This is a genomic window from Thermoproteota archaeon, from assembly GCA_003352285.1.
Taxonomy (GTDB): domain Archaea; phylum Thermoproteota; class Nitrososphaeria; order Nitrososphaerales; family Nitrosopumilaceae; genus PXYB01.
On the sequence record QQVN01000002.1, the window covers coordinates 22,025 to 47,601 of the forward strand.

At 36.5% G+C, this 25,577-nt stretch carries 32 protein-coding genes; 16 read left to right on the forward strand and 16 right to left on the reverse strand.

What is annotated here, in order from left to right; translation table 11 throughout:
* Nucleotides 1-11 precede the first annotated feature (11 nt).
* The 3 genes from DWQ18_00145 to DWQ18_00155 are packed head-to-tail and all read left to right on the forward strand — an operon-like array spanning nucleotide 12 to nucleotide 2,366.
* Nucleotides 12-770, forward strand: coding sequence for a GTPase (locus tag DWQ18_00145; protein RDJ34402.1), 759 nt, complete (start codon nucleotides 12-14; stop codon nucleotides 768-770).
* Nucleotides 771-1,685, forward strand: coding sequence for a homoserine kinase (locus DWQ18_00150; GenBank protein RDJ34403.1), 915 nt, complete (start codon nucleotides 771-773; stop codon nucleotides 1,683-1,685).
* Between the two features lie 9 nt (nucleotides 1,686-1,694).
* Nucleotides 1,695-2,366, forward strand: a complete 672-nt coding sequence (locus DWQ18_00155; protein RDJ34404.1) for a 7-cyano-7-deazaguanine synthase — start codon at nucleotides 1,695-1,697, stop codon at nucleotides 2,364-2,366.
* Here the strand turns inward: DWQ18_00155 and DWQ18_00160 are convergent.
* Genes DWQ18_00160 through DWQ18_00190 form a run of 7 tightly spaced genes read right to left on the reverse strand, consistent with a single transcriptional unit; the run spans nucleotide 2,363 to nucleotide 6,648 of the window.
* Entirely contained in the window at nucleotides 2,363-2,716 is a 354-nt protein-coding gene (locus tag DWQ18_00160) for a hypothetical protein (GenBank protein ID RDJ34405.1), read from the reverse strand. The genes DWQ18_00155 and DWQ18_00160 overlap by 4 nt on opposite strands.
* A gap of 42 nt (nucleotides 2,717-2,758) precedes the next feature.
* Complete coding sequence (gene folE / locus DWQ18_00165) at nucleotides 2,759-3,313, reverse strand: GTP cyclohydrolase I FolE (protein ID RDJ34651.1); 555 nt, start codon at nucleotides 3,311-3,313, stop codon at nucleotides 2,759-2,761.
* A gap of 51 nt (nucleotides 3,314-3,364) precedes the next feature.
* On the reverse strand, nucleotides 3,365-4,078 hold the full coding sequence (locus DWQ18_00170) for a 7-carboxy-7-deazaguanine synthase QueE (protein ID RDJ34406.1): 714 nt from the start codon (nucleotides 4,076-4,078) through the stop codon (nucleotides 3,365-3,367).
* A gap of 38 nt (nucleotides 4,079-4,116) precedes the next feature.
* Complete coding sequence (locus DWQ18_00175) at nucleotides 4,117-4,311, reverse strand: hypothetical protein (protein RDJ34407.1); 195 nt, start codon at nucleotides 4,309-4,311, stop codon at nucleotides 4,117-4,119.
* A gap of 37 nt (nucleotides 4,312-4,348) precedes the next feature.
* Nucleotides 4,349-5,362 carry a hypothetical protein gene (locus DWQ18_00180; protein ID RDJ34408.1) on the reverse strand — a complete coding sequence of 338 codons (1,014 nt, stop codon included), beginning with the start codon at nucleotides 5,360-5,362 and terminating at the stop codon, nucleotides 4,349-4,351.
* Entirely contained in the window at nucleotides 5,359-6,381 is a 1,023-nt protein-coding gene (locus DWQ18_00185) for a MarR family transcriptional regulator (GenBank protein ID RDJ34652.1), read from the reverse strand. The genes DWQ18_00180 and DWQ18_00185 overlap by 4 nt, the downstream gene beginning before the upstream one ends.
* A gap of 6 nt (nucleotides 6,382-6,387) precedes the next feature.
* Nucleotides 6,388-6,648, reverse strand: a complete 261-nt coding sequence (locus DWQ18_00190) for a transcriptional regulator (GenBank protein RDJ34653.1) — start codon at nucleotides 6,646-6,648, stop codon at nucleotides 6,388-6,390.
* Between the two features lie 362 nt (nucleotides 6,649-7,010).
* On the opposite strand from DWQ18_00190, the gene DWQ18_00195 reads away from it, so the two are divergent.
* Together DWQ18_00195 and DWQ18_00200 are read left to right on the forward strand one after the other, a co-directional pair.
* Nucleotides 7,011-7,661, forward strand: coding sequence for a hypothetical protein (locus DWQ18_00195; GenBank protein RDJ34409.1), 651 nt, complete (start codon nucleotides 7,011-7,013; stop codon nucleotides 7,659-7,661).
* Between the two features lie 87 nt (nucleotides 7,662-7,748).
* Nucleotides 7,749-8,255, forward strand: coding sequence for a transcriptional regulator (locus DWQ18_00200; protein ID RDJ34410.1), 507 nt, complete (start codon nucleotides 7,749-7,751; stop codon nucleotides 8,253-8,255).
* A 14-nt stretch (nucleotides 8,256-8,269) separates the two neighbouring features.
* On the opposite strand, the gene DWQ18_00205 is transcribed toward DWQ18_00200, so the two are convergent.
* On the reverse strand, nucleotides 8,270-8,920 hold the full coding sequence (locus DWQ18_00205; GenBank protein ID RDJ34411.1) for a hypothetical protein: 651 nt from the start codon (nucleotides 8,918-8,920) through the stop codon (nucleotides 8,270-8,272).
* Nucleotides 8,921-9,264: 344 nt separating this feature from the next.
* Here DWQ18_00205 and tfb (DWQ18_00210) point away from each other — a divergent pair, with 344 nt between their 5' ends.
* The 6 genes from tfb (DWQ18_00210) to DWQ18_00235 all read left to right on the forward strand — a co-directional run bounded on the left by tfb (DWQ18_00210) (nucleotide 9,265) and on the right by DWQ18_00235 (nucleotide 13,547).
* Entirely contained in the window at nucleotides 9,265-10,173 is a 909-nt protein-coding gene (gene tfb, locus DWQ18_00210; protein RDJ34412.1) for a transcription initiation factor IIB, read from the forward strand.
* A 3-nt stretch (nucleotides 10,174-10,176) separates the two neighbouring features.
* On the forward strand, nucleotides 10,177-10,611 hold the full coding sequence (locus tag DWQ18_00215; protein ID RDJ34413.1) for a hypothetical protein: 435 nt from the start codon (nucleotides 10,177-10,179) through the stop codon (nucleotides 10,609-10,611).
* A 292-nt stretch (nucleotides 10,612-10,903) separates the two neighbouring features.
* Entirely contained in the window at nucleotides 10,904-11,647 is a 744-nt protein-coding gene (locus tag DWQ18_00220) for an SDR family NAD(P)-dependent oxidoreductase (GenBank protein ID RDJ34654.1), read from the forward strand.
* A 39-nt stretch (nucleotides 11,648-11,686) separates the two neighbouring features.
* Complete coding sequence (locus DWQ18_00225; GenBank protein ID RDJ34655.1) at nucleotides 11,687-11,890, forward strand: hypothetical protein; 204 nt, start codon at nucleotides 11,687-11,689, stop codon at nucleotides 11,888-11,890.
* A 1-nt stretch (nucleotide 11,891) separates the two neighbouring features.
* Nucleotides 11,892-12,707: a 3'(2'),5'-bisphosphate nucleotidase CysQ gene (locus DWQ18_00230; GenBank protein RDJ34414.1), complete on the forward strand. Its 816-nt coding sequence runs from the start codon at nucleotides 11,892-11,894 to the stop codon at nucleotides 12,705-12,707.
* 315 nt (nucleotides 12,708-13,022) lie between these two features.
* On the forward strand, nucleotides 13,023-13,547 hold the full coding sequence (locus DWQ18_00235; GenBank protein RDJ34415.1) for a hypothetical protein: 525 nt from the start codon (nucleotides 13,023-13,025) through the stop codon (nucleotides 13,545-13,547).
* A 34-nt stretch (nucleotides 13,548-13,581) separates the two neighbouring features.
* Here DWQ18_00235 and cysC read toward each other — a convergent pair whose 3' ends face one another.
* Genes cysC through DWQ18_00250 form a run of 3 tightly spaced genes read right to left on the reverse strand, consistent with a single transcriptional unit; the run spans nucleotide 13,582 to nucleotide 15,540 of the window.
* A complete protein-coding gene (gene cysC / locus DWQ18_00240; GenBank protein RDJ34416.1) occupies nucleotides 13,582-14,094 on the reverse strand; it encodes an adenylyl-sulfate kinase in 513 nt (170 codons plus the stop codon).
* A 34-nt stretch (nucleotides 14,095-14,128) separates the two neighbouring features.
* Complete coding sequence (locus DWQ18_00245; protein ID RDJ34417.1) at nucleotides 14,129-14,671, reverse strand: hypothetical protein; 543 nt, start codon at nucleotides 14,669-14,671, stop codon at nucleotides 14,129-14,131.
* Nucleotides 14,672-14,697: 26 nt separating this feature from the next.
* Nucleotides 14,698-15,540, reverse strand: coding sequence for a hypothetical protein (locus DWQ18_00250; GenBank protein ID RDJ34418.1), 843 nt, complete (start codon nucleotides 15,538-15,540; stop codon nucleotides 14,698-14,700).
* 62 nt (nucleotides 15,541-15,602) lie between these two features.
* On the opposite strand from DWQ18_00250, the gene DWQ18_00255 reads away from it, so the two are divergent.
* Together DWQ18_00255 and DWQ18_00260 are read left to right on the forward strand one after the other, a co-directional pair.
* Nucleotides 15,603-15,836, forward strand: coding sequence for a hypothetical protein (locus DWQ18_00255; protein ID RDJ34419.1), 234 nt, complete (start codon nucleotides 15,603-15,605; stop codon nucleotides 15,834-15,836).
* Between the two features lie 106 nt (nucleotides 15,837-15,942).
* On the forward strand, nucleotides 15,943-16,251 hold the full coding sequence (locus DWQ18_00260; protein RDJ34420.1) for a hypothetical protein: 309 nt from the start codon (nucleotides 15,943-15,945) through the stop codon (nucleotides 16,249-16,251).
* Here DWQ18_00260 and tfb (DWQ18_00265) read toward each other — a convergent pair.
* Entirely contained in the window at nucleotides 16,248-17,159 is a 912-nt protein-coding gene (tfb, locus tag DWQ18_00265; protein RDJ34421.1) for a transcription initiation factor IIB, read from the reverse strand. The genes DWQ18_00260 and tfb (DWQ18_00265) overlap by 4 nt on opposite strands.
* A 143-nt stretch (nucleotides 17,160-17,302) precedes the next feature.
* Between tfb (DWQ18_00265) and DWQ18_00270 the strand changes: the two genes are divergently transcribed.
* Both DWQ18_00270 and DWQ18_00275 read left to right on the forward strand, forming a co-directional pair.
* Nucleotides 17,303-18,235: a hypothetical protein gene (locus DWQ18_00270; protein ID RDJ34656.1), complete on the forward strand. Its 933-nt coding sequence runs from the start codon at nucleotides 17,303-17,305 to the stop codon at nucleotides 18,233-18,235.
* A gap of 13 nt (nucleotides 18,236-18,248) precedes the next feature.
* On the forward strand, nucleotides 18,249-19,799 hold the full coding sequence (locus DWQ18_00275; protein RDJ34422.1) for a peptidase: 1,551 nt from the start codon (nucleotides 18,249-18,251) through the stop codon (nucleotides 19,797-19,799).
* Here DWQ18_00275 and DWQ18_00280 read toward each other — a convergent pair.
* The 4 genes from DWQ18_00280 to DWQ18_00295 all read right to left on the reverse strand — a co-directional run bounded on the left by DWQ18_00280 (nucleotide 19,791) and on the right by DWQ18_00295 (nucleotide 23,681).
* On the reverse strand, nucleotides 19,791-20,006 hold the full coding sequence (locus DWQ18_00280; protein ID RDJ34423.1) for a hypothetical protein: 216 nt from the start codon (nucleotides 20,004-20,006) through the stop codon (nucleotides 19,791-19,793). The two genes, DWQ18_00275 and DWQ18_00280, sit on opposite strands and share 9 nt — an antisense overlap.
* Before the next feature lie 73 nt (nucleotides 20,007-20,079).
* Nucleotides 20,080-20,715: a hypothetical protein gene (locus tag DWQ18_00285; protein ID RDJ34657.1), complete on the reverse strand. Its 636-nt coding sequence runs from the start codon at nucleotides 20,713-20,715 to the stop codon at nucleotides 20,080-20,082.
* A 77-nt stretch (nucleotides 20,716-20,792) separates the two neighbouring features.
* Nucleotides 20,793-22,238 (reverse strand): type I glutamate--ammonia ligase, encoded by a 1,446-nt coding sequence (glnA, locus tag DWQ18_00290; protein RDJ34424.1) that lies wholly within the window; start codon nucleotides 22,236-22,238, stop codon nucleotides 20,793-20,795.
* A 72-nt stretch (nucleotides 22,239-22,310) separates the two neighbouring features.
* On the reverse strand, nucleotides 22,311-23,681 hold the full coding sequence (locus DWQ18_00295; protein RDJ34425.1) for a lysine 2,3-aminomutase: 1,371 nt from the start codon (nucleotides 23,679-23,681) through the stop codon (nucleotides 22,311-22,313).
* 130 nt (nucleotides 23,682-23,811) lie between these two features.
* Here DWQ18_00295 and DWQ18_00300 point away from each other — a divergent pair, with 130 nt between their 5' ends.
* Nucleotides 23,812-25,557: a mechanosensitive ion channel family protein gene (locus DWQ18_00300; protein RDJ34426.1), complete on the forward strand. Its 1,746-nt coding sequence runs from the start codon at nucleotides 23,812-23,814 to the stop codon at nucleotides 25,555-25,557.
* Nucleotides 25,558-25,577: the final 20 nt, after the last annotated feature.

A 25,577-nucleotide genomic window follows, 5' to 3' on the forward strand; every position in this document is an offset into this window, starting at 1 on the left:
ATCGCGAAGGATTGAAGTCAATTTTTATTGCAGGCACAGCTGGTTCTGGAAAATCCCTGCTTACATCTAAAATTAATGAATACTATACAAAAAATGGAGCATTTGCAGCAGTACTTAATTTAGATCCAGGTGTCGCAAGTCTACCATATAGTTGTGATATTGATGTGAGAGATCATGTAGATATCGTTTCAATTATGAAAAAATATGATCTAGGACCAAATGGCGCAATGATTATGGCAAACGATTTGATAGCATCAAAGATTGATGATATCAAGCTAGAAATCGATAATGTCAATCCTGATTACTTGATTGTTGATACACCGGGACAAATTGAGTTATTTGCATACCGCTCGAGTGGTCCATTTCTTGTTCAAAATCTTACAGAGGATGAAAAGATCTCAGTATTCTTGTATGATGGAGCATTAGTTACAACACCAATTAATTTTGTTTCAATTGCTCTTTTGTCAACATCGATAAGATTACGATTGGGACTACCAACAGTTAATGCATTGACAAAAATCGATTTGATTGGTGAAAAGATAAAAGACATTCTAAAGTGGACATCCAATTTGAGTTCATTAGAAAATGCTATTGCATCTGAAACAGATGGCGAAACGTATACTCTTGCATCAAACATTTTACGAGGTTTGAATTTAGGAGGTTTTGCTCAAGGTATTATCCCAATATCAAATGTAACTGGTGAAGGAATGGTTAATTTAGAAAGCTCGTTAAGTAGAATGATAAATCTTGGAGAGGAGATTGAAGATTAATTGAACAGGGTATCAGTAAAAGCACCATCATCAACTGCAAATCTTGGGCCAGGATTTGATGTATTTGGCTTGGCACTTGATGCATTTTATGATGAGATCACTCTAACAAAAATAAAGAATGGAATTAAAATTATCAGCTCAGACTCTATCCCTTTGAATGTAGAGAGCAACACTGCAGGGTTAGTTGCCAAATACATGATGAAAAAATTTAGAACCAAAGGAGGATTGGAGATTAAAATCAAAAAGGGTGTGCCTGCAGGTTTTGGGATGGGTAGTAGTGCAGCATCAGCTGCTGCAACTGCAATCGCCTTTGATAAATTATTCAATCTAAAATTAGACGGTAATGCCTTGGTGGAATATGCTGGTATGGGTGAAAAAGCAAGTGCAGGTTCAATTCATTATGATAATGTTGCAGCATCGGTTCTTGGTGGATTTGTGATTGTGAGGACTAATCCGCTAAATGTCATAAGAATAAACCCTCCAAAAGATCTAGTTTGTTGTGTTGCGATTCCTAAACTTGATGTTCCTGCAAAAAAAACCAAAGTTTCAAGAAGTGTAATTCCAAAAAAGGTTGACCTAAAAGATTCTATCAAAAATCTTTCAAATGCATCTGCTATAGTTTCAGGATTTCTTTTAAGAGATTCAAAATTAATTGGAACTTCAATTCAGGATGTAATTGTAGAGCCTGCAAGACAACATATGATTCCAGGATTTTCAAAGGTAAAGAAATTGGCACTTGATGCAGGTGCATTTGGCGTAACAATCAGCGGAGCAGGGCCATCAGTGATTGCTTTTACATCCAAATCAAATAATGTTAAAAAAATCAGTGCTGCTATGGAAAGAGGTTTTAGAACAGCCAAACTTGAATGTAAGACAGTTGTATGCAAACCAAGTATGGGTCCTAAAACTCGATAGTTATTTGAAATGAAAAAGGCTGTTGTGATCTTTAGTGGCGGAATTGATTCAGTGTGTACTGCTGTTCATCTAAAACCAAATTTTCAATTGTATGGGATTACGTTTTCCTATGGACAGCGTGCAGATCAAGAGATTAAAATTGCAAAAAAATTTTCAAAATCTCTTGGTTTTAAGGAACATAAAATAGTCAATATTGGATTTATGAGGGATCTTTATGGTAAAACAAATGTTCTTACAGATTCAAAAAGAAAAATTCCTCAAAAATTTGAATATTCTATTGTAGTGCCAATTAGAAATGCAGTTTTCTTATCAATTGCCTCTGCATGGGCATATACTCTAGGAGCATCCCTTGTAGCATACGGTGCGCATAAAGGAGATACTAACTATCCTGATTGCAGACCCTCTTTTGCTAAAAAAATTGAATCTGCTTTTAATGAGGGCGAAATAGATGGGATTAAGAAGAAGATACGAAAACCACTAGAAGTTTGGTCTCCATACAGAGCAGGACTATCAAAAAGTGATTTAATAAAAATTGGTCAGAAAAATCTTGGGTTAGATATTTTTAAAACATGGAGCTGTTATGAGAGTAAAAAGTTTCATTGTGGAAAATGTGAATCATGTAACAACAGAAAAGTTGCTTTTGCTACAGCTGGAGTTACAGACCAGACAGTATATCTCTAGTATTTGTTATCAAGAATTTTCTTTTTGAGGATGAATCCCCTAATGACAATATACCATCCAAGGAAAATTCCAGCTACTATTGAATAAAATATCCAATTAGCCATTGATTCAACCTGGCCTCTTATTTCTGGTGCAAGATTAACAAAATCTTTAGAGTGAACTGTAATTCCTTCCCAAGACTCTAGGGCCGCACTTTGACCTACAAGAGCTGCAATGTCACCCAGCATAGGATCAGTAATTTCTCTTGCAACTAACATTGAGATTGCTAAAACGATTGCAAATTCAATAGCATACCAAATCCAGTGTGGCCAAGATTCTTTTGGAATGTGAATGTTATTGTGTACGCCCACAAAACTCGTCTTAATAACTCGGTATTTAATGTTTAATCAGATCTAAAATTGTTCAGAAGACCGCTTTCTGATCATGGCAACGACAGATTCTCGCTCATCCTTGTTTTCGTAAATTCCTCTGAATGCACTAGTTGTCATTCTTGCATCATTTTTGACTCCTCTCATCTTCATGCATAGGTGCTCGGCTTCGGCGACTACAACTACTCCTTTTACACCCTGGGCATGTAGTTCATCTGCAATATTTTTTGTAAGGCGTTCTTGAATTTGGAGTCTCTTTGAGAACTTCTCCACTAATCTAACCAGTTTTGAAATTCCAAATACTCGTCCATTTGGAGAATATGCAATGTGGACTTTACCAAAAAATGGTAACATGTGGTGTTCACACATAGAGTAAAACTGGATATCTTTTGCAACAACTACGTCAGAGTCTTCAGAAAATTGTACAGATAATTCTGAATCAGAGTCATATCCTGAAAAGATTTCTTTGTACATGTTTGCAATTCTTCTAGGAGTCTCACGTAATCCCTCTCTTGTGGGATCTTCTCCTAGTTCGATGATAAGCTCTCTTACTAGTTTGTGAACTCGTTCTTCGTCCATTTCGATATTTTCAGACGATTCATCTACTATTTGAAGGATTCCCAAATGTTGTCATGGTGCCCCAATGATTTTATGTAATTGAGGAACAACTCTTACTTCATCATAGTAAGGTACCACTACATCATAAAATGCTAAAAGCTGTTCTAAGGTTGGTTCGGAAATTCCATAGGTAGGTTGAATGATAAATCCAGAGATATCATCCTTTGAAATTGTAGAGAAAATTCGCTTTGATAGTTCTGAAATTGTTTCTTTTGTGGTCTTTGAGCTAACTACAATTTTGATGTATGTCTTCTTTTTTGAATTAACGGCTGTTCTAAGACACTCAAATGCATTATCTAAGAGAGTTGGATAATGTTTAGAATCGACAAAATCTGATTCTTTGGTTTTAAATTCAATTTTTATGAAATCCATGTATGGTAAAACATGTTGAAATTTTTTTGCATCAAAACATGATGATTCCAAATATGTGAGAATACGTTTTGATTGGATGTGCTTTGCAAGCTCGGCAACTGCTTCATGCTGTACCAACGGATCTCCACCTGTGAAGTTTACTTTGTAAGTGTGTTCTTTTAGTTGCTCATCAATCATCTTGCATGCATCAGAAATAGAGTATTCTACTCCCGAATCCATAGGAAGTGATTCTTTGGTATCACAGTAAAAGCAAGTGAATGGACATCCTGCCAGTCTAACAAACATGGTCTTTGTTCCATAAAGGATGCCTTCGCCCTCAACTGAGGTGAATATTTCAAAGATTCTTACATTCATGGAAAAGATAATCTGGTTGATTATTTATTCAATGAGTTCTATTGCAAGACTGGTTCTTTTGCATAGAATAGTCCAGATATGAAAAATACTACTCCAAGAATTCCAATAAGACTACCAACAAATTCTACGGTATTTTGCATTTCACCTTCAAAAGGAGCCCATAGTAATGCCATCAAAAAACCCACCACTATCATAGGAATTCCAACCCCAACAGTGATCTGTTTTGATGCCATGATGACAGGACAATATGAAAATTATATGAAGTTTGTGTTAAGATGATTTTTGTAATTCTTTTACATTATCTGTCAGAACACGTAAAAGTTCTTGTGCTGACTCAAATTCTCCATCAGTCAACATTGCCTTTATTTCATCAACCATTTTTTTTGCTGAATTAATTGAATCAGTATCAATACCATCGATTCCTGACAACCTATCAAGGATTTTTTCTATTTGAGATACTCTGGATTCTATTCTATCAGATTTTGTTAATTCAAATTGCTTTTTTATGGAGATTATTTTGCGAATTTTCTCTACAATTTCAGTGGTTGATGAAGCATTTGAGAGGTCTTCTCTTGCATCCTCTAATTCTTTGATTACTTGATCGGGTTGACCAAGATTCTTTGCTTGTTCTATGAGTCTGTCTAATTTTTCTAGATAATCATTGGCGTAATCTCTTGCTCTATCAGATGCCTTTTGTGATGCATAATCACGCATGGATTGATTTGCATCAGAGCTTAAGGATTTTAGCTTCTCAAGAGTATCATATGCTTGATCATAATTACCATCAATTATCTGGGATTTTGCAGAATCAATCAGACTGTTAATTTCTGAAAAGTTAATGTCGACCTTTTCTCTATTGGCGATATTTTTGAGACTGTTAACATATTGAATGATTCTTTCTAGATTTCCTTTTAGTTCTCGAGCTTTTATAGAGTCAACAGTAGAATCTGTTTGGGCAACAGAAGGTCTGTCAGATAGCATGTGGCTAATTTGTTTGAAGATTCTCATTGCTTCTTGGAAGTGTTTTCTAGCTGAATCCACATCCTGTTTTTTGATTGATTCTTCCAGTGCATCTGCTTCAATAGAACCTTGACGAAGTAATTTTTGAATATCATCAGATACTGTATCCATTGAGGAGATCTGTCGTTTAATTTGGTTTTCTGCCTGGATTACTAATTTTAGTAGAGCGCGGGGATCATCCTGAGCTTCTGCATTTGGAGATACACCTGCAAAAGTGATGCTTGCAACAAGGACCAATAGGGCATAAGGTGTTAGTTTATTCATTGTTCTTCCTCCAATTTTGACTTGAGTTTAACTAGGTTTTGTAAATCCTTCTTCTCTATATCAATAACACCATATCGTTCCAATCTTTTAACTGCACGCCACATAGTAGTTCTTGGCTGTAGGAATTTTTTACGTAACTCACTTTCAAGTGCCTGTCCTCCATTCTCAAAGAGGAATGTGACAATTTCTTTATCGTCTTCTCTTAGATTGGGTCTTAATTGGAAAATTGTTTCAGCGTCAAGTGGCTTGTCAGATACACTAGTTGTTGCAGTGGTTTTTTCAACCTTTGGTGCTCTCTTCTTTGTCTTTTGAATAGCAACTGCACCACCAATACCTGCAGCTGCAATTCCTGCACCGATTATTACTAGAGTACTATCAAAGGATGAGCTTTGAGATTGGGGTGGAGTAACTGGTGGGTTAGTTACTGGAGAACTAAAGATATAGTCAATCTGGTTTTGTCCAGAAGGAAGTGTAATTTTTGATTGTTCATCAATTGTTTCAAGACTTATTGGAATTCCGCTCATTCCTACTATTACTGAGTTCTTTGGCATTAGAATTCCAAAATTAGAAGGTGCCTCAATTGAGAAAGTCCAGATTCGTCCTTCTTTAGATACAAGATCATGAATATCATAATTAACTAAAATTGTTGAAATTCCAAAAGTCTCCACAGTGGCCGTATTTTCATTAACACTGCTTAGTAAGAAATCCCCATCCTCGCTTTGGGCTACAAAATTATCAATAGTATTTCCATATAGTTTTACAGTAAAGTCTGGCTCTAAGGGATCTACCTCAATTACTGACATCACATGGGTTGAACCGTCAGGATAAACTGTAACATCAAGGGCTCTAGTAGAAGAGAATGAGTACTGAAGAGGCATCATAACTGCCACGATAATCAATCCAGCCAGGATAATTGGCGCTCTAACCATCGTTTGGAGGATACCCTCAGTCCTTACAAAAAGCATTCCATCTTCTAGGGTAGGCTCTTGCCTGTGAATAGGTTCTAGTTTTTGCTTCATCATGGCTTAATACCTTAGATTCATTGACTCCACGAGATTCTGGAATCTTCTAAATTCTTGAAAGAATTGAAGTCCCTTCTCTGTAATCATGTAGACTCTGTTTCTATCGTTTTTGACAGACTCTACTAATCCTGCTGAGACAAGTTTTTCGCACTTGTCTAATACAGCATAGTGTGATAGGTTGGCTCGACGGGAGATAGCTGAAACAATAACCCCAGTGCGTCCTCCTTCCATAGTGACATCTAAGATATCACCCATGATGCCCATTTCGGACCTGTATTGTTGTTTTGACATGGACTAGTATACGAGTGCAGTGTTTATCAGGTACATTTTGAAACTTTATAGCGGAACGCAAAGCGGAACACGTGTTTCACATCCTGAAATTCCCTAAAAATCAGCATTTTTGGTGCGCGGAAATTAATTCAATGTCAGATTTTTATAAAAGTACTGGATTTAGGCACAAAAATTGATACATTGATTTTTTCTTATTTTTTTGCAGAAATTTTAGAAAATCAGTCTGTTGATTTTTTCTATATAAGGAACAGGATCATTTCTCGCTGTCCCTAATCTATCAAATTCAGCATATTAGGCTCATGGTAAAATCAAACCAAAATTTCCGAACTGGGTTGATGATTGTCTTTATGCTTGCAGCATCTCCGCTGACTATTTCTCAAGTTCAGGCAGAAAATACTGATGATTCAGGCATGGATTCAATAAAAGAAATTCCCAAGTCTGCAATTGTTCAGAAGGAAAAGGTTAGAACTATTCTAACTGAGCGAGTAATAGACGGAAATCTTCAAGTTAGATACTTTGAGGTCCCTGAAGACTATACAGATGAACAGATACGAAAAGCATTATCGTTTGAAGGTGAGACCCTAGGATGGGCATTTGTTAATGCCAAAGCCTACAATGCTGGAATTGTGCTTTTTAATGGAAAAGCAATCAAGGTTGGAGAAAATGCCTGGAGAATGACTTCACAAGGGGCAGTAGAACTAGGAGGCAGACATCTAGATCTTGAACTTTCAGGAAAGATTAGAGGGCAGAATGTAATCCTTCATGGAACTGCTTCAAATGAGGAACTCACCTATAAGGTGATTTTTTCAGGAAAAGTTGCTTTGGCAGGAGAAGAAAACACATTTGCTATTGCATTTGTCAATGCTGGTCTTCAAGATACAGATTCTGGAGAAACGATTAGACTCTTTCAGTTAGGGGAAATTCAAGTCAGATCAGACAATCAAATTCATTTGGATGAATTTAGAAAATCGTTTGTAGTGGACTAACCATCCATCTTTTTTATTTTTGCAAAGTGATTATGACTTTGTATCTTTAATAATGCCAAATAATGAGAATCACAATAGTGGGCAAGTATGTTTGATAAATTTAAGAAAAAAGACGATGATGCCGGAGGAGAAATGGTTGAGGAAAAACCTCAAGATTATCAATCTGAAAGCGAGTCTGAAAAAGAGTCTGAAACACGTGAAACACCAAAAGAATCTGTAAATTCTGATCTCGGTATTGGTGCATTAAAAGACAAGAGAGCCAGACTTGATGAGGCAATCGATTATGTGGGTTTGATGATAAAGAATCTCAAAGATAAGAGAACTGCTCTTGAAAAAGAGGTCGAGGATGAATCTGTTGATATTAAGAATTTGAAGGAAAAGCTAGTCAAAGTTAGTCAGTATATTGATGAGGAAAGATCAGGATTACAAAATCTAACTAGGAAGAGGCAGCAAGTTGAAACAGAGGCAGATGAGGTTGGCAATATGATAAATGAGCTAAGAAACAAACTTTCAGGAATAGACAAAGTTGTAGATGATGAGGGCTCTATCATCAAGCGATTTAAAGAAAATAGACCAAATTCTGATAGTCTGTAGATTTTGAAAAATTTTTACATAAAACGTGATTGTGTTCCAGATTGTACACTATCTGATTCTACTGGAGTAGTTGGGAATCTGGAATCAACAGATGTTTCTGCAACTGCTGCTGCTTCTTGGAGAATCTTTTCAGTCTCTTCATTTGAGCCTGTATCAATTCCGAATGCAGAGTCGCCAGAGAATGAGTCTGTCATCATTCCTCCAAGCATTTCTGCCATCTTTGAAATCTCAGCATCTGCTCCTGGCATGAACTTTGCCAATGAGGACTTCATTCCTTTCATCAATCCGATTGTTGGCATGATTGTGACTATGGTGTCACCCAAGTCATTTGCAGTTGAGAGTCGGAGTTCTATCTGTTCTAGAGCAATTCGTGCATTTCCTAAGACTTTGGAAACTTTGCGAATTTCTGCTAATTCATTTGATAAAACTTTGCTAGTATGAGTATCATGTGCTTGTGTAGCTTGGACAATTCTTTGGAAGAGTTTTGCATCTCTTTCGCCTAGTTTTGTAAGCATTCCATCAAGTTTTGAAATTTGTTTTTGTAATTTTTGAATAGCCATTTGGACTCTTGGTTTTAGTGGTCCCTTTGGCTTTATGGTCTCACCTATTCTTTCGGTGATTCCGGGAGTTTGTGGTTTTGACCATTGTGATTGGAAATTTGTCAACGGAGGGTGCTGTAAAAATTTGTTCTTAATCAAAGAAGTAAATTATGCTTAACAATCAGCAAAGTTTAGCTAACTAAATTTTGATTGTGTGTGATTCGCTTTGAGGATGGATCTTTTTGATATGTTCAGTTATGGTAGATTCGTTATTTAGTAATTCTCCGCATAGTGGACATTTTGTCATTTTCTTAGCCACCGAGAAAAATGTATTTAAATATTGTTTCTGATGGATTTGAACAGTCAGAATGGAAGAAAATTTCTATCTTCTCCAAAAAATGGCGAAATTCGTTAATTTTAGGCAAGTAAAATCTTTTTATCTTTAATCATAGTCACTCTCAATCGATTTTATGACTCAATCCGCATCAAGTGAAAAATGTCATCGATGTGGAAAGGGCACAATGTTGACTGATAATGAATCAGGCGAGATGTTTTGTTCCAAATGTGGTTTTGTAGCATCTGAACGCTCAGAACAGGAAGGTCCTGAATGGCGTTCTTTTTCAAAAGATGATGGAGGTGATCGTGCAAGGGCAGGAACCCCTACATCGTTGGCAATGCATGATATGGGACTTGCAACTGTCATTAATCCAATCAACAAGGATGCTTCGGGAAAGCCCCTAACTGCATCAATGAAGAGTACCATCGAAAGACTTCGAACATGGGACAGTAGAAGTCAGGTACATGAGCCAGTTGATAGAAACTTTAGGCAGGCATTTTCAGAACTTGATAGATTAAAGGACAAGCTAGCCTTGTCTGATGCAGTAATTGAGAAAACTGCATACATCTATCGAAAGGCATTGGATAAAGGTCTAGTCAGAGGTAGATCTATTCCGGGTTTGGTGGCTGCATCCCTTTATGCTGCTTGCAGAAATACTGAAACTCCTAGGACTTTGTCAGATGTTGCAAATGGGATTAACATTAAACGCAAAGATGTCGCAAGATGTTATCGACTGTTACTAAGAGAATTAGATTTGAAGATGCCAGTGGTAGATCCCATTAAAGGAGTTTCTAGAATTGCATCAATTGCAGATCTTAATGAGAAGACCAAAAGAAAGGCTTTGGAGTTTTTGAAAGAGGCAACTCGAATTGAGGTTTCTGCAGGAAAAGATCCCATGGGATTGGCAGCAGCTGCTCTCTATTTGGCATGTGTGATGATGGGTGAAAACAAGACGCAAAAAGACATTGCGCAAGCTGCTGGGGTAACAGAAGTAACCATTCGAAACAGGTACAAGGGTCTCAAAGAAGCATTAAAGCTATAGATTATGAAATTAATTGTTGGTGGATACATTGCAATAATTATTGGGATAGTTGTTGCTTTTGGAGTATTTACAATGGATGCTCCAGAATCCAAGAATCTATTCTCAGTGACTCTAGCTGAACCAAATATGTATCAAGAAGGAGTCTATACTAGTTCTTTTGAGATATTTCCGGGAGAATACAAATTTCGTTTTGTTCCAAATGGAGACAGTCCTCAGATTTTATCCATAAAGTTAACTGGAGAGAATTTTTCATTTTCAGAAGATTTTGATTTACAGGGAACTCCTCATGAATCAGGCGCTGCCCTATACTATACTTGGGATTATCTTGGAGAAAAAGAGTTTCAGATTTTAGAGGAACAGGAATTAGAGATAATCATCAATCCTAATGGAAACACTATGGGACCAGTTTCAATACAGATAGTAGATGACAAAATCTAAGGTGGCGTGATCCCCCTTCTGCAGGACGTTGAGAGATTTCCTCTCTAGGCCAAGTTGACACATTCGTGTTCTTGGGTCCGCGTTTCAGTCCTGCGGGACCACGCGATGTTAGTCGATAGAAATTATATCCATCGGCATTATTTCTTATACGTTTTCTTTGTATTTAAGATTTTGTGATGATAATTACACATTAGAACTACTTTTATTAAAATTCTTCACGGCTAAATTTAAAAATACTCTTGGTTTTTTGGGATTCCGTATGACTATATCAGAGTCAAGCTGAATGATGAGAATGAATCTTCAAGGAAAAGTTGCTTTAATCACTGGAGGAAGCAGGGGTATTGGTTTTGCAACAGCAAAGTTGTTTTTAGATTCAGGGGCTGATGTAATCATCACATCAAAAAATTCTAAGACACTTGATGATGCAGCAAAGAAACTAGGTGGATGTTTTGCCGTCTCTGCCGATGTTACAAAGACTATAGAAGTTTCAAATGTTGTCAAAAAGGGGATTGAGAAATTTGGAAAAATCGATATCCTAGTTAACAATGCTGGAATTTTTCCAAGAATAAAAAAATTGCATGAGATTGAAGAGTCAGATTGGAATAATGTAATTGATGTAAATCTTTCAGGACCGTTTCGTTATACAAAAGAGGTAATTCCACATATGCTAAAAAACGGTGGAAGTATTATCAATATTTCATCAGATGCTGGTCTAAAGGCATATCAGGATTTTAATGCAGATGCATACTCTGCATCAAAAGCTGCTTTAATCTTACTTACAAAGACATGGGCTCTGCAATATGCTCCCAATAAAATTCGAGTAAATTGCATTTGTCCAGGAGTGGTAGATACTGATATGACTGCCCCGTTTATGAGAACAGAAGCTGATAGGGAATTTATGAATAAGGATCATCCAATTGGAAGAATAGGGACTCCTGAAGAGGTGGCAAAAGCAATCTTGTATTTTGCATCAGATGATTCAGCTTGGACTACGGGAGCCGTTTTAGCAGTAGATGGTGGCGAGTCTGCAAAGTAATCCTATTAATAGATCCCAAAGGAGCTTGAAATATTGACCATAGAGAGAAAAAAGAAGGCAAAGCTGATAATTTTGCTTGGGGTGATATGGTTTGTTATTTCATTGCCATTACCATGGATAATCAACAATCCCGAAGTTTCTCAATCCTCATTTAATACAATTTTAGGAATTATTGGAATTATGTCAATTCCATTTATCATACTAGGAATTGTTTGGACCCTAAAGCCTGAACTAACAACTTGAGATGTCTATTTTAGAACCACCTGTAAAATTACTACTTCCAGAACTTGTTATGGCAATTGATGCAGCCCAAAAAGCAGGTCAAGCAATTCTCAAAGTTTACAGTACTGATTTTTCAGCTGAAACAAAAGATGATGATTCTCCAATAACTGAGGCCGATTTGAAGAGTAATGAGATCATCAAAAAAATTCTTTCTAAAACTGGGCATTTCATTTTATCAGAAGAGGATGATGATGACATGTCAAGATTGCAGGAAAGAAAGCTTTGGGTAGTAGATCCGCTAGATGGGACACTTGACTTTGTAAATAAGACTGGAGAGTTTACAGTTATGATTGCACTTGTGGAAGATGGGAAGCCGGTCTTGGGTGTGATATACTGGCCAACTCAAAATACCATGTTTGTTGCACAAAAAGGAGCAGGTGCATTCAAGTTTGATGATGATACTTGGAGTAAGATTTCAGTTAGTAGTGTGTCTGATTTAGGAGAAGCAGTAGCTGTTGGTAGCCGTCATCATTTGTCAGATGAGGAGAAGAGTTTTTTGGAAAAATTAGGAATAAGAAAGTTTTCTGGAATAGGCAGTTCGCTGAAAGTTGGAATGATTAGTGCTGGAGAAGCTGATGCATACATCACCACTACAAACAAGATGAAAGAGTGGGATTCATGTGCTTCATGTTGTATCATTCATGAGGCAGGTGGCAAGATGACAGATATGCTTGGAAATGAAATGATTTACAACAACGAGGACGTTGGACACCAAAATGGATTGTTGGTAACTAATGGTAGAATTCATCAAAAAATTTTAGACGCGTTTAAAAAATAGATTATTGGATGTAGTATTCTAGGACAGATTTAGATCCGTTTCTCTTAATTTTGAGGGTTAATGATTTTGATTTATCGATATCAATCAGTTCTGCAATATTTTTTGGAACCAAGAGATAGACACTTTGTTTGATTTTTGTTGGTTTTATTGCGATTCCCATCTTAGATTTACCTTAGTTTTTGCTTAGGAAAATCTAAGATAATACTAAGTGTTTGTAATCAGATTACATACATTTTACAGATTTTCCGAGTTCTAATATCTATGAGAATACTATTTTCATAGGAATTTTATAGGTGTACCAGTTTTAATTTGGTAATGAATTCAAAAACAATCTTAGGCCTATCCTTTGCAGCAATATTTGCTGTTTCAATGATAGCAACGCAAACAGCATCTGCTGAATCAGATTATTTAGACATCACAAAAGCCAAACTAGTTGAGAAAAAAAATCATGTGAATATGCACATTAAAGTTGCAGGAAATATCAATGACGGAATTGATCCCATCACCAATGAAGGATTCTTTGGTTATGCAGCATTAACAGATGATTTCAGTGGGGTTTTAGCAGTAACATATCATGAACCAATTGTTGATAGTGCCGAACAGCCTGGTTGGCATGCACATGTTGTAGATTTGACAACAACTACTTCTTGTGGAAGTGGATTAGCAGTAGCATCTGCTTCATTTGACGAACCAGGACACACTTCAGTGACAAGAAACAATGTGGTAGTAAACCAAGTTTCTCCTGACGATGTTGGAAACTTTAGTGGAGTTTTTGCATCCTTTGAACTTACAATTGAATCAGGTGAGGTTTGTGTGAATCCAGTTGATTTCTTCTCCTAACCTTTTCTTTTTTCTAAAATTAACTAATTAAAAATTAGAGCAAATTCTTTGATTTTAGATATTCTTTGATTCTGTTTGCAGATTCTTCTAACGTTTCATGTTCTGCATCAATAACTAGGTCTGCATTTGGGGGTGCCTCATAAGGATCATCAATTCCTGTAAATCCCTTGATTTCACCGGCTCTTGCTTTTTTGTACATTCCCTTGACATCTCGTTCTTCACATTTTGCAAGTGAGCATTTTACATAAACCTCAGAGAATTTATCTCCTGCATCTACAACTTTGCGAGCATTTTCTCTATTTTCAATATATGGACTGACAAGTGAAACTGCAACTGGAACCTTGTGTTTTAGAAGCAATTTTGCCAAATGTGCCACCTTTTTGTTGTGCTCATCTCGACCAGCTTTTGAGAAGTCTTTTGGAGATAACCACTCTCGCAGTTCATCACCATCAAGCATTGCAAGGTTTGGAATGTCTTGCTGGAGTTTTTTAACTATCGTAGTCTTTCCGGAACAAGGAAGTCCGGTCATCCATAGAACAAAAGTCATGTATTTTACAGGCACAAAAAACGCTTTAAAGACCTTACGAAAGGAACCAAGTGGTTTTTTCCAGATAGTCGATCTCTTTTATCATATCGTCTATTTTTTTGCTAATTGCCATGACGGAACGGAATTGTTCAAACATCTCCTGCTCCTCCTCCTTTGATAGGACCTCAGTAGATGCTTGATCAAAGAATTTGTCTTCCTTTTCGAGATGATCACGGAGATAAATTGCATATGTTCGAAGAAACCTTGCAACTGGTTCCCTAGCATCTTCACCATTCTTCCATTGGGTCAGGTGTTTTGCAATGCTGCTTGCAATTCTTCTCCCAAACTCATGTTCTATCATGAATTTTCTTATCTCCTCTTTTAGATTTCCATAACTTGCAACACATGCAAAATACGAATCCTCCTCTCTTGAATAATGAATTGAATCCAAAAATTCTGAAATTATTATCGTGATCTTTTCTATATCAGAAAAAGGAATATCCCTTCCTGCGTAAAGTTCCACCTGACACTTGTCTACAATCTTTTCCAGTCGACGGATGTGTTGATGGTCTTTTCGTAGGGTGTCTGTTGCACTCAATATGGGTCTATCTAAAGTTGTAGGCTTTAACTTGTGTTGATTGTAAAAAGAGAGACGTTTCCAGATTCCTTGGAGTATATACCAAAGTGCGGCTTTGCCATACCAGTTCCATAGTATCCCTCAGGTCCTCCCAATCCAAGCCTGATGATGTAGTTGCTGTCTTGCTTGATTGGTATAGATATTTGCTCAAGTGAATGTTTGCCAATTTTTAGGGACTCGTATCTTAGATTTCGTAGCTGATTCTTTACCGTACCGTTTCTTTCCTCCAGTACAGCCTCCATATGTTCATGGCCGCAAAAGATTACAAAATTATCCAGTCTTTTCTTTGCATGATTAAATGCAGATGTTGCTGTGTAGTGGTATCCAGCATAGCTGAAGAATTCAAAATCCTCCTCTGATAGTCTCTGCCAGCATTTCTCATATAGCCAACTTTCATCACCTGCATTTTCTGGAGTAATCATAGTAGGATCCAAAGGACCACCATGCACGCAGATGATCTTGTTTTTTTCATCAATGAATTCCTGACGCCCAATAGAACCATCTTTGTTTTTCTTAAAGAACGATAGATCATCTTCAGTGAGTATCTTGTGTGCATGTAAACTCTCAAATGAGCTACCGCTTACCTTTCTCCGATACAAAAATCCTTCATCGTGATTTCCATTTACAGATTCAAATGGATATGATTTTGAGAGCTCTGAGAATTTTTCTAGCACCTCCTTTGGATGGGTTCCTCTCTCCAAGACATCTCCAAGATTTAGAATTCTTGAAAACTCTCCAAATTTTTTCTTAAAGGATTTATCATTTGCAACTTTGAGTATAGACTCAAGTGCTGAAAAATCTGCATGAATGTCGGTGATTATTAGATCCATCTCTGTATCAGTTGGTTACAAGTTGCTAAACGATTATTTTGATGTATAGCGTGAAGTAGAACATGTCAGAGTTAAGAACTCAAATCAAATATGCATTAGAGAAATTTGACTCGTTGTCTCCAGAAGAGATTGTAAAATTTTTGAATGCAATGAGTAACGAGTTTAGGACAGATATTACTAGAGAATACTTGACAGGTAAAATTGCAAAGCTTGCTGACATTAATGATGATAATGAAAAAATCACATACTGCAAGCAGTTTAGGCCCTACTTTGATTGGTATCTAAGTGGTAATTAATTAAATTCCAACACGGAATCGATCATCAATTGTTTTACCGAAGTGGTCCCAGGTTTGAATCAATAATGCCCTACTCAATATAGTTTAGAATTTTGTCTACTGGTCGATGGATCCGTTAATTCAAGATGCTATAAGGAATCCCACTAGTGAGCAAGCATCAAGTGTAATGAGCGATATCACGCCTGATATCCTCAAGGATACCATGCCATCAATTCTTCACAATCTAGATTCGGGTGTACCATCTGAAGAATTAGCAGAGAATACAGTCGATGGAATTCTTACCACAGTTGAAAACACAGTTCTAGGAGATGCATTTGATTTAATGTATGATAAATTTGGTGAAAGGATAATGGATATGGTATTCAATGGAGCATTCTTAAAAATATTTGAAAAAGTTTCGCTGCTTTTTTCCTAGACATCTAAAGAGTCTTTGAGGCCTTTGTATCTATTTCGAATAGTAACTTCAGTTACATTTGCAGCTTCGGCAATATCCCTCTGAGTTTTATCTTCACCATTTTTTACACATGAAAGATAAAGTGCAGCTGCTGCTAGTCCCATTGGATCTTTTCCTGCAGAAACTTCATTCTCTTGTGCCTGTTTGAGAACCTTGATTGCATAACGCTTTGTTTTTTCACCAATTCCAATACGGCTTGCAATTCTTGCAACACATTGAATTGAATCAGTAACTGGCATTTTTAGGTCTAGTTCTTTTACAAGCAGGCGATAACATCTTGCGATATCTTTTCTTTTGATGTTTGCTGCCTGTTCTACGTCTTTGAGGTTTCTGGGAGTTTCTGTATCACGGCAAGCTGCATACAATGCAGAGGCCATTAATGCAGAAATTGATCTTCCTCTTACAAGTCCCTTCTCCAATGCCTTTCGGTAGATATAAGCTGCTTTTTCAATTACAGCATCAGAAATTGCTAGCTTGTCTTTGAGTCTGTTAAGTTCTGAAAATGCCTGTCTAAAGTTTCTATCAACTGGTTCATGTACCTGGCTTCTACTGTCCCATGTTCGAAGTCTTTCGATGGTACTCTTCATTGATGCAGTTAATGGTCTTCCAGAAGCATCTTTGTTTACTGGGTTGATAATTGTTGCAAGCCCCATATCATGCATTGTTAATGATGTGGGAGCTCCTGCTCTTGCTCTGTCTCCATGTTCATCCTGTGTAAAGGATCTCCATTCAGGACCTGATTCTTGTAGTTTTTCTGTTATTACAAAACCACACTTGGAGCAAAACATCTCGCCTGATTCATTATCAGTGACGAGCTTGCCCTGTCCACATCTTGGGCACATTTCTTTTGGGTTTACTTTTTTTACCATTGTATCACGAGGTAGGAATCTTTAACAAAGAGCTATTTAAAAACCATGAATTTTTTTGGGTTTTACCCTATTCATGGCTAGAATCTCAAAATTCACGAAGACACAAAAGCCATACATGCCTATTCAATCATGGTACAGGAAGAATGTCGCTAAGAATTCTGCTTATTCTGGCAATTGCTTGTATTGTGACACCTGCATTTGCCGATACAATAAAGCACTCACTAGAAGGCGGAATGGATATTCAGATAACATCTCCTAATTCAGTAATTATCGGTCGAGATTTTTCAGTGTCTATTCTGGTGGAGAATAATGGTTGGGAAGATAAGAGAGATGTTCTGTTTGTTTTCAAACCAGATGCATCGATTACTCCAGTTTCATCAAATCAGATATTTATCGAAAAGATTGAGGCCGGTGGATCGTATGGTTCTACATTAGAATTTTCGGTAAATGATAATGCAAGAGATGGAATGCATTTTCTAAATGTAGATTATTCCCATGTGTTATTAGCAAATAATGAAACACCACAGAATCCATTACAAAAAAGCATTGCAATGGAGTTAGTTGTAAAGGAGCAACCAAAGATAAACATTCACACAATAACACCAGAATCAATATTTGCAAACGCAGAGTTTCCATTTACTGTAGAAATTATATCTGAAGATTCAGACATTTTAGATGTAACCCTGCAGATACTTCCTCCTAATGATGTAGAGTTTAGAGGTGAAACCATGCACACCTTTTCTAGCATACAAAAAGATAATCCAATTAGTATTACTTCAAGAATTTTAACTCCAAGTGATGAGATAAACACCGAATACAAAATTCCTTTTCAAGTAATCGTCCAGTATAAAGATGACGCAGGTGGAGAAAAATCAGATTCAAAAACAGTTTCTATAGTTATGCGACCGAGAACATTTTTTGAGCTAACTTCAGACGGAGGTTTTTGGATTGGTGATTTTTTTATTGCTCCTTATGTTAGTCTTGGAACGATAATTGGGATTCCTGTAGGAACAATTATCTCACTTGCGATAAGAAGATCGCAAAGAACTAAAAAGAAAAGAAAAGTAAAAAAATAGAAGCTGATTATATATGGATTCAAAAATTAAATTTGTACTAGTTATTGGAATATTGTTTTTTTCATTAATTCCAAATTCATATCAACATGGAATTGGTTCTGAAACTCTCCCTCCAGTTCCATTAGGCAACAAGCAAGTCGCATTTGAGGTTAGTTCTTCAAACGAACTTAATCCAGAAAATCCAAACAAAGAATTTTCTTTTTCTTTGTTTGATACCTCAAATACAATTACGATTAGAGACGTAACATATCATATCAAGGCACAGAAAGGAAACACATTCCTCTTTGAGGATACATTTGAGAGTAAAAATGGCATTTTCATCATGGATCTTGTTGAGACAGACTCTCAAGAGATAGTAATTGAAAAAGAAAAGCAGGGAAGTTTTTTTGATACCTTGATTGGAGCAGAAAAGGACGTAATAGTACTGAAAGGGGCGGTTTTCAAGACCGGTGGACTGTACAGTTTTGATGTTAAAATTACTACGGCTGAAAGTTTCTCAAATGTACTAAACCCCCCTATAGAATACAAAGTCGGCATTTCTGTTCCAGATAGAACTTTTTACAAAGTTAATGACCCAAACTTTGGCACTAAAGAGATTAGTGTAATTACCTATTATGATGAAATTGAGGATTTTCAATATGACCCAGCTACAAAGGCAATTACATTTTCAATGCCATTTCAATGGAATACAGACAACATTAACCAGACGTCTGTAGTTCACGAGGAGATAACTTTCTCAAAGACTTTTGGTGATTTGCTGGTAGCTGAATATGATGCATTTGTTAATGACGTAAAGGTTGCAGAACGTGTTGTAACAATTGATGGTTTTTCTGAGATTCAGAGAATAGTGCACATAGTATTAACAAAAAATGATTTGTTAGAAATCTTCCAAGCTAAAAAGGAAAATTCAGAATATATGCATTTTAAGTTGGTTCCAACAAAAGATGCTCCTCTTAGTACGGTTACGGGAAATGGACAATATAGGATAACCCTTGATTCGGAACCAAAAGAGATCAAATCAGGCTCAGAAATAAAATTTATTTTTGATATTACAGATGTATTTCTAAAAAACCGTCCGGTGGCAGTAAGTTATGACTTGATGTTAATCCATAAAGAGAATGTTGTATTTTCAACAAGTGGAATCAGTACTGATTCAAAAGAAAAAAGAAATGAGGCAATAGTAGATATTCCAGAAGGAGTTTCAGGGCCAGTAACCGTACAGTTTTTGAACCTTGGTGGAAACAAACTTGGAAATGTTGGAATTCCAGTGGTGGTAGATAGAATACAAGTTGATGAGATTTCAATTCCAGATTGGGTGAAAAACAATGCGGGTTGGTGGTCAGAAGGAACGATACAGGACTCTGATTTTCTCTCTGGCATTGAATTCATGATTAAAGAAGGAATCATTGGAGTTCCACCAACCCAAAATCAACTAGGTGGAGACCATGGAATTCCAGATTGGGTGAAAAACAATGCGGGTTGGTGGTCAGAAGGATTGATCAGTGACAAAGAATTTGCTAGTGCCATTCAATTTTTGATAGAAAGGGGAATTGTGTTAGTTTGATTCTTCAGCGATGGTTTCATCTCTTAATTTTTCAATTTCGCTGGTAAGTTTGGCCAATGATCTTTCTATTCTACTAAACTCTGCTAATGCATATGCATCCATAGTATTTTCAAATCTATGCTTTAGCAGTTCAAACCCATTATTTATCACAGTTAATGGGTCAACTAACTCATCTAGTTCCTTACGATCAATGGTTTTAGTCTTCAATAGATAAATTAGGTGTGAATTTCATATAACCTTCTCCTTCCAAATTTGGAAATGGTTCCAAATGATGGAGTGTTTACCTTTTTTTGATGACTGCGACTGAGGCGATCACTATACCTATAATCCCAGTTACAATTCCCACAGCTCCAAGATCGAAGTTCTGACTAGAGTTATTTTCTTCAATTGAGTTTAGTCGGGATTTTATTGTCTCCAGCTCAGATTGTATTGTTTCATGTTGGGAAAGAATTTTTTCATTTTGTCTAACTGGAAAATCTATCTGCTCGCGGTTTTCTACTTTAGGCGGATGCATTGATTTACTCACTATGGTGTCATCAATTTTTCCAATAATGTTGATTTGATAATATCCATCAATTGTAGGATTTACTAGTCCGAAATATTTTCCTGGAATGTTATGATCCTCTAAAACATTGAGGTTAATTTTTTCTTCCTTGTATACAAGTTCCATTCTAAAGTCTTTACGCAGGTCTGGTATACCTTTATTCTTATCAAATTCTTGTTCATCAAATTCTTTTGTTGGATCTAACTTACTAATGTAGAGTTCAATTCCATTAGTTTCGCCTGACACAGCTGGTTCGTTAATCCAACCTATCTCTAGTCGATAATCCCCAACAGAGTCAACTGTATGTGCATACGCATTTGAGATCAATGGAATACAAAGTAATGAGATTAAAAGAAGTTTCACAGATAACATGTTTAGGATGTTACCATCAAACATTAAAAATGTTAATATGATTTTTTGTTATGAGAATTATTCGATTATTGTACCAATTAAGAATCAGCATACATTGAAACTTCCCATGCAGTTGGGGTTTGTGCAAAGGCAACATATTCTTTGTATTTTAGGTCCATGTATTTATCAAGAAAATCTTTTGTAAATACATCTTCAAGAAATCCCATATCGCTTTTTAATGCATCAAGTGCTCCCTTTAGAGACACAGGTAAAGATCCGATTTTGTATTCACGCTTTTTTTCAGCAGATAGACGATAGACATTTTCTTCTACTGGACTACCAGGATCAATTTTTTTCTTTATTCCATCAAGTCCTGCTAGTAATAATGCAGCCTCTAAAAGATAGATGTTGGCAGTTGGATCAGGAACACGGTACTCTATTCTTTTGCTCTTCTCTTGATTCCTATAATACATTGGAACTCTAATTGCGGCTGATCTATTTCCCATTCCCCAACACATGTTAACTGGTGCTTCAAATCCAGGAACCAGTCGTTTGTAAGAATTTGTAGTTGGATTAGATATTGCGCATAATGCTTGTGCGTGCTCTAATATGCCTCCTACATAATATCTGCCAATTTGACTTAGCTGTGCAATATCATCGTCAGGATCATACATTGCGTTTGTCTTTCCATTCCAAAGGCTTTGATGGGTATGCATTGCAGATGCATTGTCTCCGTAAATTGGTTTTGGCATAAAAGTAGCAACTTTATTTCGTCGTTTAGCTTTTACCTTTACAACATTTTTTACTGAAATTATATTATCTGCCATTGCTGTCATTTCATCGTATACTAGATTAATCTCACATTGACCTGATGTTGCCACTTCATGGTGTTCAGCCTCAATTTTTATTCCAAAGTACTTGTAAAGATCATCACAGATGTCTTTTCGAAATGTTTCAAGCGTATCTTTTGGTTGTGATGGGTAATATCCTTCTTTGATATCAATTGCAGTACTGATATTTCCTTTGGCCCAAGGGGATTCTTTTGATTCAATGGAATAGCCTGATCCACCATAAGAATGAGTTGCTGCATATGGTGAAGGATAAACATTGATTGTATCAAATACAAAGAATTCTACTTCAGGACCCCAGTTGGTATGGGTTAGTCCAGCTTCGGCAAGTTTTGCACTTGCTTTATGAGTAATTCCGCGTGAATCCCTGTTGTATCTAGATGATTCAGTTGTATTTCCTTCATACAGATCACAAATGATTCTTGCATTTTTTCTGTGACCATTATCATAATCAGGAGGCAGAATTCTAAATGTTGATGGATCAGGTTTTAGTATCATGTCTGATTTATTGACAGCCTTAAAACCAACAATGGAGCTTGCGTCTAGTTTTTCTAATCCATTTTCAAAGTTTTCTTCTGATACCGCATAGCTTGGCATTCCCATTCTATGTAATTCGCCAAAGATATCTACAAACCAGAAATCAAGAAATGAAATGTTTTCTTCCTCTATGGTTTTGAAAACCCCGTTAACATCCATCTGATTTATGGTTGAATTCTCGTAATTTACCATTTGTCGTTAAGTTTGTTTGAGCTATTGTAAAGACAAATCTTAGGATTCTGGAAGGTCTTGTTCCTTTCTACCATGAAGGATTTTCTGCATTTCATCTTCAAAGAAGAATTTTTCTCCAGAGAATGGCTTTAGATCATCAATCCATATTGCATTTTCATCATATTTTGCAAAAAATGGAATATGAACCCATTCAGGATTTCTTCCTTGCAAAATTCTTAATACGATAACTTTTTCGCCGTTAATTTCTGATGCACCAAGTACATGGATTTTGCCAGGAGTAGCAGACATGCTAGGGCCTCTAACTGTTCTTGCAAGACCACTTACTTGTCTGTATGCTTTACGGAAAATTTCATGTGCTTTAACTAATGGAATTCCAAAGTAGTGCTGTGCTCCGGTATCACGAACTACAAACATGTAGTATGGTATACATCCCAATTGGACTTGGGTTCTCCACATGTCTGCCCAGACTTGTGGATCATCATTAATGTGACGTAGAATTGGTGATTGGGTTCTAATCTGTGCTCCGGTTTTTCGAATTCTCTTAATTGCTTCTTTTACAGCCCCTGTCTTGAGCTCTGCAGAGTGATTGAAATGTGCCATAAATGCAAGATGTAATCCCTTATCAGAAACTCTTTGAAGCATTGCAAGTGTTTCTTCTGCATCATCGTCTGTAAGGAATTTGTAAGGCCAGTATGCTAAAGATTTAGTGCCAATTCTAATTGTTTTGAGGTTTGGTATATCGGCATCAAGAAGAGAATTAATGTAAGTTGAAAACACTTTTGCCTTCATGATCATTGGATCACCACCAGTAAACAAAACATCTGAAATTTCAGGATGTTCTCTTACATATTGAACAAGTGAGTTACTCTCTTGCATTGCAAATTTTAGCTCATCCATACCAACAAATTGTGGCCAACGGAAACAGAAACTACAGTATGCATGACATGTCTGGCTTTGACTTGGGAAGAACAAACAAGTCTCTTTGTACTTGTGTTGCATTCCATAAAGCTTGGTTCCATCTTTTAGTGTTGGTACATTAAGCTCCATTTGACCTGCGGGGTGTGGATTAAGCTCTAATCTTATATCGTTAGCTACTTTTTGAATCTCTTTTTTATCTGAAGAATTTTTTAGAGTAGTTGCCATCTTTTCGTAGTGTTTAGGAATCAACATTCCTTTTTGAGGAAAAGTTAAGACGAACATGGAATCTTTTGGAACGTTATTCCAATCAATGAGTTGCTCTACAACATAATTATTGGTTTTAAAAGGAAGTACATTTCCAACCACTTCCATCTCAAATTGTTTTTCTTCGGAAAATTCTTGAATTTGAGGAAGCGTACGAAAGTTTGCTAAAGTATATGATTTGATATTTGGTGATTCCTCTACACTCCAGACAGACTCTGAACTTTGCATAGGATGGTATAATTCAATACCCTTGTTAAAGGTTAGACATTTGGGACCTAAAAATTTAAAAACAGAATTAGTTGTTTGGGCATGAATTTTTTGGTTATGTTTTAAAAATGGCAGTAAAAAGAGATTATAGATGGCAGAAGGCGAAGTAGTGGAAGCAGTAACAAGTCAAATTTCAGAGTTTGAGACTATTTCTGGGCTTTTAGCCTCATCTGAATCATTACAGATTGCATTTACAGTTCTGATAGTCGGCATTATAGGAATTGTAACAATTTACAGGAAATTTTCTCAATGGACTAGAAGTCAAAAATTTCACTATACTAGGCCGCACATTGCAAGATTTGTTCGAGTTGCTGTGTTGCCGTTTTTTGCCATAGCGCTTGTCTCTTCCACTAATGCTTATATCCAGACTTTTGAGTTATTTGATGAATCTGCAGGTATTGATGATGATCATCTTTCTGCAAGTGAAACTTTTGCAAAAATTCTCAACACAATGAATATTCTAGTAATTGGATATGCAGTAGCTCATTTAATTCCGATAATTTTGAAGAAACATGAGGCTTCTAAACTAGAGTATGAAGATTATGAAAACTGGAGAGAAAAGAAAGGATTTGAAGATGATGAAGGAGATCTTTTTCACAAAATGTTCAGATGGATACCTCCAAAACATACACCGGAAGATCTTACTGACGAAGAGTTTCAAGAAAATCTAAAAACTGAAGCTGGAATAAAATACCTTGAGTCATTTCACACTTCAAAAGGTGCATCAATTGGTAGTTATGAACAGTTAGTTAAAGATCCGTTTGAAGAATGGAAGAGATCAGAGCGTGCAAAATACCAGAAATATTATCAACAGTGTGTTTCAGGAGATAACGAAGCTGGGAAGAAACTATTACCGGGAAAGAAAATTGAAGAGATTTATCAAATTGACATATGGCGGGAAGAAAAAAGAGTTAATGATTATGATCCAATTATTGCCGGTGCAAAACCTCCAGGCTATGCAGAACAAAAGAGAAAAGATTTACCAAAGTCTGTTTCTCAGATCCTACCATTAGGAATTTTTGCTGCAATAGTCTTAGGTGTAATCAGCTGGTGGGGTGTTGACCTTTGGGTTTTAGCTACAGCAACTGGTGGATTCTCTATTGGGTTGGGTCTTGCTCTCCAAGAAACAATGCAAAATTGGTTTGCCTACATACTAATTAGAAAAGACAGAATCGTAGTAGAAGGAGACAGGGTTCAGTTAGAATCAGGTTTTGGTGGGTATATACACAAGATTACTTCCAGAGTGACATTTGTCAGACATGCATTAAATGAATCAATTGCAATTATTCCAACAAGACAGCTGGTTAATGCGCAGATTCTAAACTATTCAAAAGATTTGAAGATGGTTCCTGCGATGGTCAATGTTGGAGTTTCTTATCTAAATGATCCAAAGCAAGTAGCATCAATTTTAGTCAAAGTTGGAAAACGTACAATGAATGAAACGGTAGATGAGAAAGGAAAGCATCTTGTATTACAGAAAAGATGTCCATACATTGACATTAACAAGCCAAGTTGTGGCTGTGATAAAGCTCTACATGTTGATCTTAATCAGCCAATTGTAAGATTTAATGAATTTAATGATTCAGCACTTGATTTTACAGTCTGGGTATATGTAAGAGATTATGGTGCTCAATTCAAAACTAAAACAACAATGAGGATGATCATGTATGAAGAGTTCAAGAAATATGACATTAGAATTCCATGGCCAATTAGAACTGTCTATCAAGGCGATGAGAAACGTGAGGCAGAAGAGATAGGAAGACTAGATAGTGAACGACGTAAAGTTCTTGATGATTATGGTCTTGGCGATATTGGAAAGGGTGGATCTGAGGAATGATTTCTCTCAAAATTTAAGAA

Bases quoted from the DNA above. Each gene is read 5' to 3' on its own strand.
- DWQ18_00155 (RDJ34404.1), top strand. From the start codon at position 1,695: ATGAAAAAGGCTGTTGTGATCTTTAGTGGCGGAATTGATTCAGTGTGT.
- folE (RDJ34651.1), bottom strand. From the start codon at position 3,313: ATGGACGAAGAACGAGTTCACAAACTAGTAAGAGAGCTTATCATCGAA.
- DWQ18_00170 (RDJ34406.1), bottom strand. From the start codon at position 4,078: ATGAATGTAAGAATCTTTGAAATATTCACCTCAGTTGAGGGCGAAGGC.
- DWQ18_00175 (RDJ34407.1), bottom strand. From the start codon at position 4,311: ATGGCATCAAAACAGATCACTGTTGGGGTTGGAATTCCTATGATAGTG.
- DWQ18_00180 (RDJ34408.1), bottom strand. From the start codon at position 5,362: ATGAATAAACTAACACCTTATGCCCTATTGGTCCTTGTTGCAAGCATC.
- DWQ18_00185 (RDJ34652.1), bottom strand. From the start codon at position 6,381: ATGAAGCAAAAACTAGAACCTATTCACAGGCAAGAGCCTACCCTAGAA.
- DWQ18_00190 (RDJ34653.1), bottom strand. From the start codon at position 6,648: ATGGGCATCATGGGTGATATCTTAGATGTCACTATGGAAGGAGGACGC.
- DWQ18_00195 (RDJ34409.1), top strand. From the start codon at position 7,011: ATGATTGTCTTTATGCTTGCAGCATCTCCGCTGACTATTTCTCAAGTT.
- DWQ18_00200 (RDJ34410.1), top strand. From the start codon at position 7,749: ATGTTTGATAAATTTAAGAAAAAAGACGATGATGCCGGAGGAGAAATG.
- tfb (RDJ34412.1), top strand. From the start codon at position 9,265: ATGACTCAATCCGCATCAAGTGAAAAATGTCATCGATGTGGAAAGGGC.
- DWQ18_00215 (RDJ34413.1), top strand. From the start codon at position 10,177: ATGAAATTAATTGTTGGTGGATACATTGCAATAATTATTGGGATAGTT.
- DWQ18_00220 (RDJ34654.1), top strand. From the start codon at position 10,904: ATGAATCTTCAAGGAAAAGTTGCTTTAATCACTGGAGGAAGCAGGGGT.
- DWQ18_00230 (RDJ34414.1), top strand. From the start codon at position 11,892: ATGTCTATTTTAGAACCACCTGTAAAATTACTACTTCCAGAACTTGTT.
- DWQ18_00235 (RDJ34415.1), top strand. From the start codon at position 13,023: ATGAATTCAAAAACAATCTTAGGCCTATCCTTTGCAGCAATATTTGCT.
- cysC (RDJ34416.1), bottom strand. From the start codon at position 14,094: ATGACTTTTGTTCTATGGATGACCGGACTTCCTTGTTCCGGAAAGACT.
- DWQ18_00250 (RDJ34418.1), bottom strand. From the start codon at position 15,540: ATGGATCTAATAATCACCGACATTCATGCAGATTTTTCAGCACTTGAG.
- DWQ18_00255 (RDJ34419.1), top strand. From the start codon at position 15,603: ATGTCAGAGTTAAGAACTCAAATCAAATATGCATTAGAGAAATTTGAC.
- DWQ18_00260 (RDJ34420.1), top strand. From the start codon at position 15,943: ATGGATCCGTTAATTCAAGATGCTATAAGGAATCCCACTAGTGAGCAA.
- tfb (RDJ34421.1), bottom strand. From the start codon at position 17,159: ATGGTAAAAAAAGTAAACCCAAAAGAAATGTGCCCAAGATGTGGACAG.
- DWQ18_00270 (RDJ34656.1), top strand. From the start codon at position 17,303: ATGTCGCTAAGAATTCTGCTTATTCTGGCAATTGCTTGTATTGTGACA.
- DWQ18_00275 (RDJ34422.1), top strand. From the start codon at position 18,249: ATGGATTCAAAAATTAAATTTGTACTAGTTATTGGAATATTGTTTTTT.
- DWQ18_00285 (RDJ34657.1), bottom strand. From the start codon at position 20,715: ATGTTATCTGTGAAACTTCTTTTAATCTCATTACTTTGTATTCCATTG.
- glnA (RDJ34424.1), bottom strand. From the start codon at position 22,238: ATGGATGTTAACGGGGTTTTCAAAACCATAGAGGAAGAAAACATTTCA.
- DWQ18_00295 (RDJ34425.1), bottom strand. From the start codon at position 23,681: ATGCAAAGTTCAGAGTCTGTCTGGAGTGTAGAGGAATCACCAAATATC.
- DWQ18_00300 (RDJ34426.1), top strand. From the start codon at position 23,812: ATGGCAGAAGGCGAAGTAGTGGAAGCAGTAACAAGTCAAATTTCAGAG.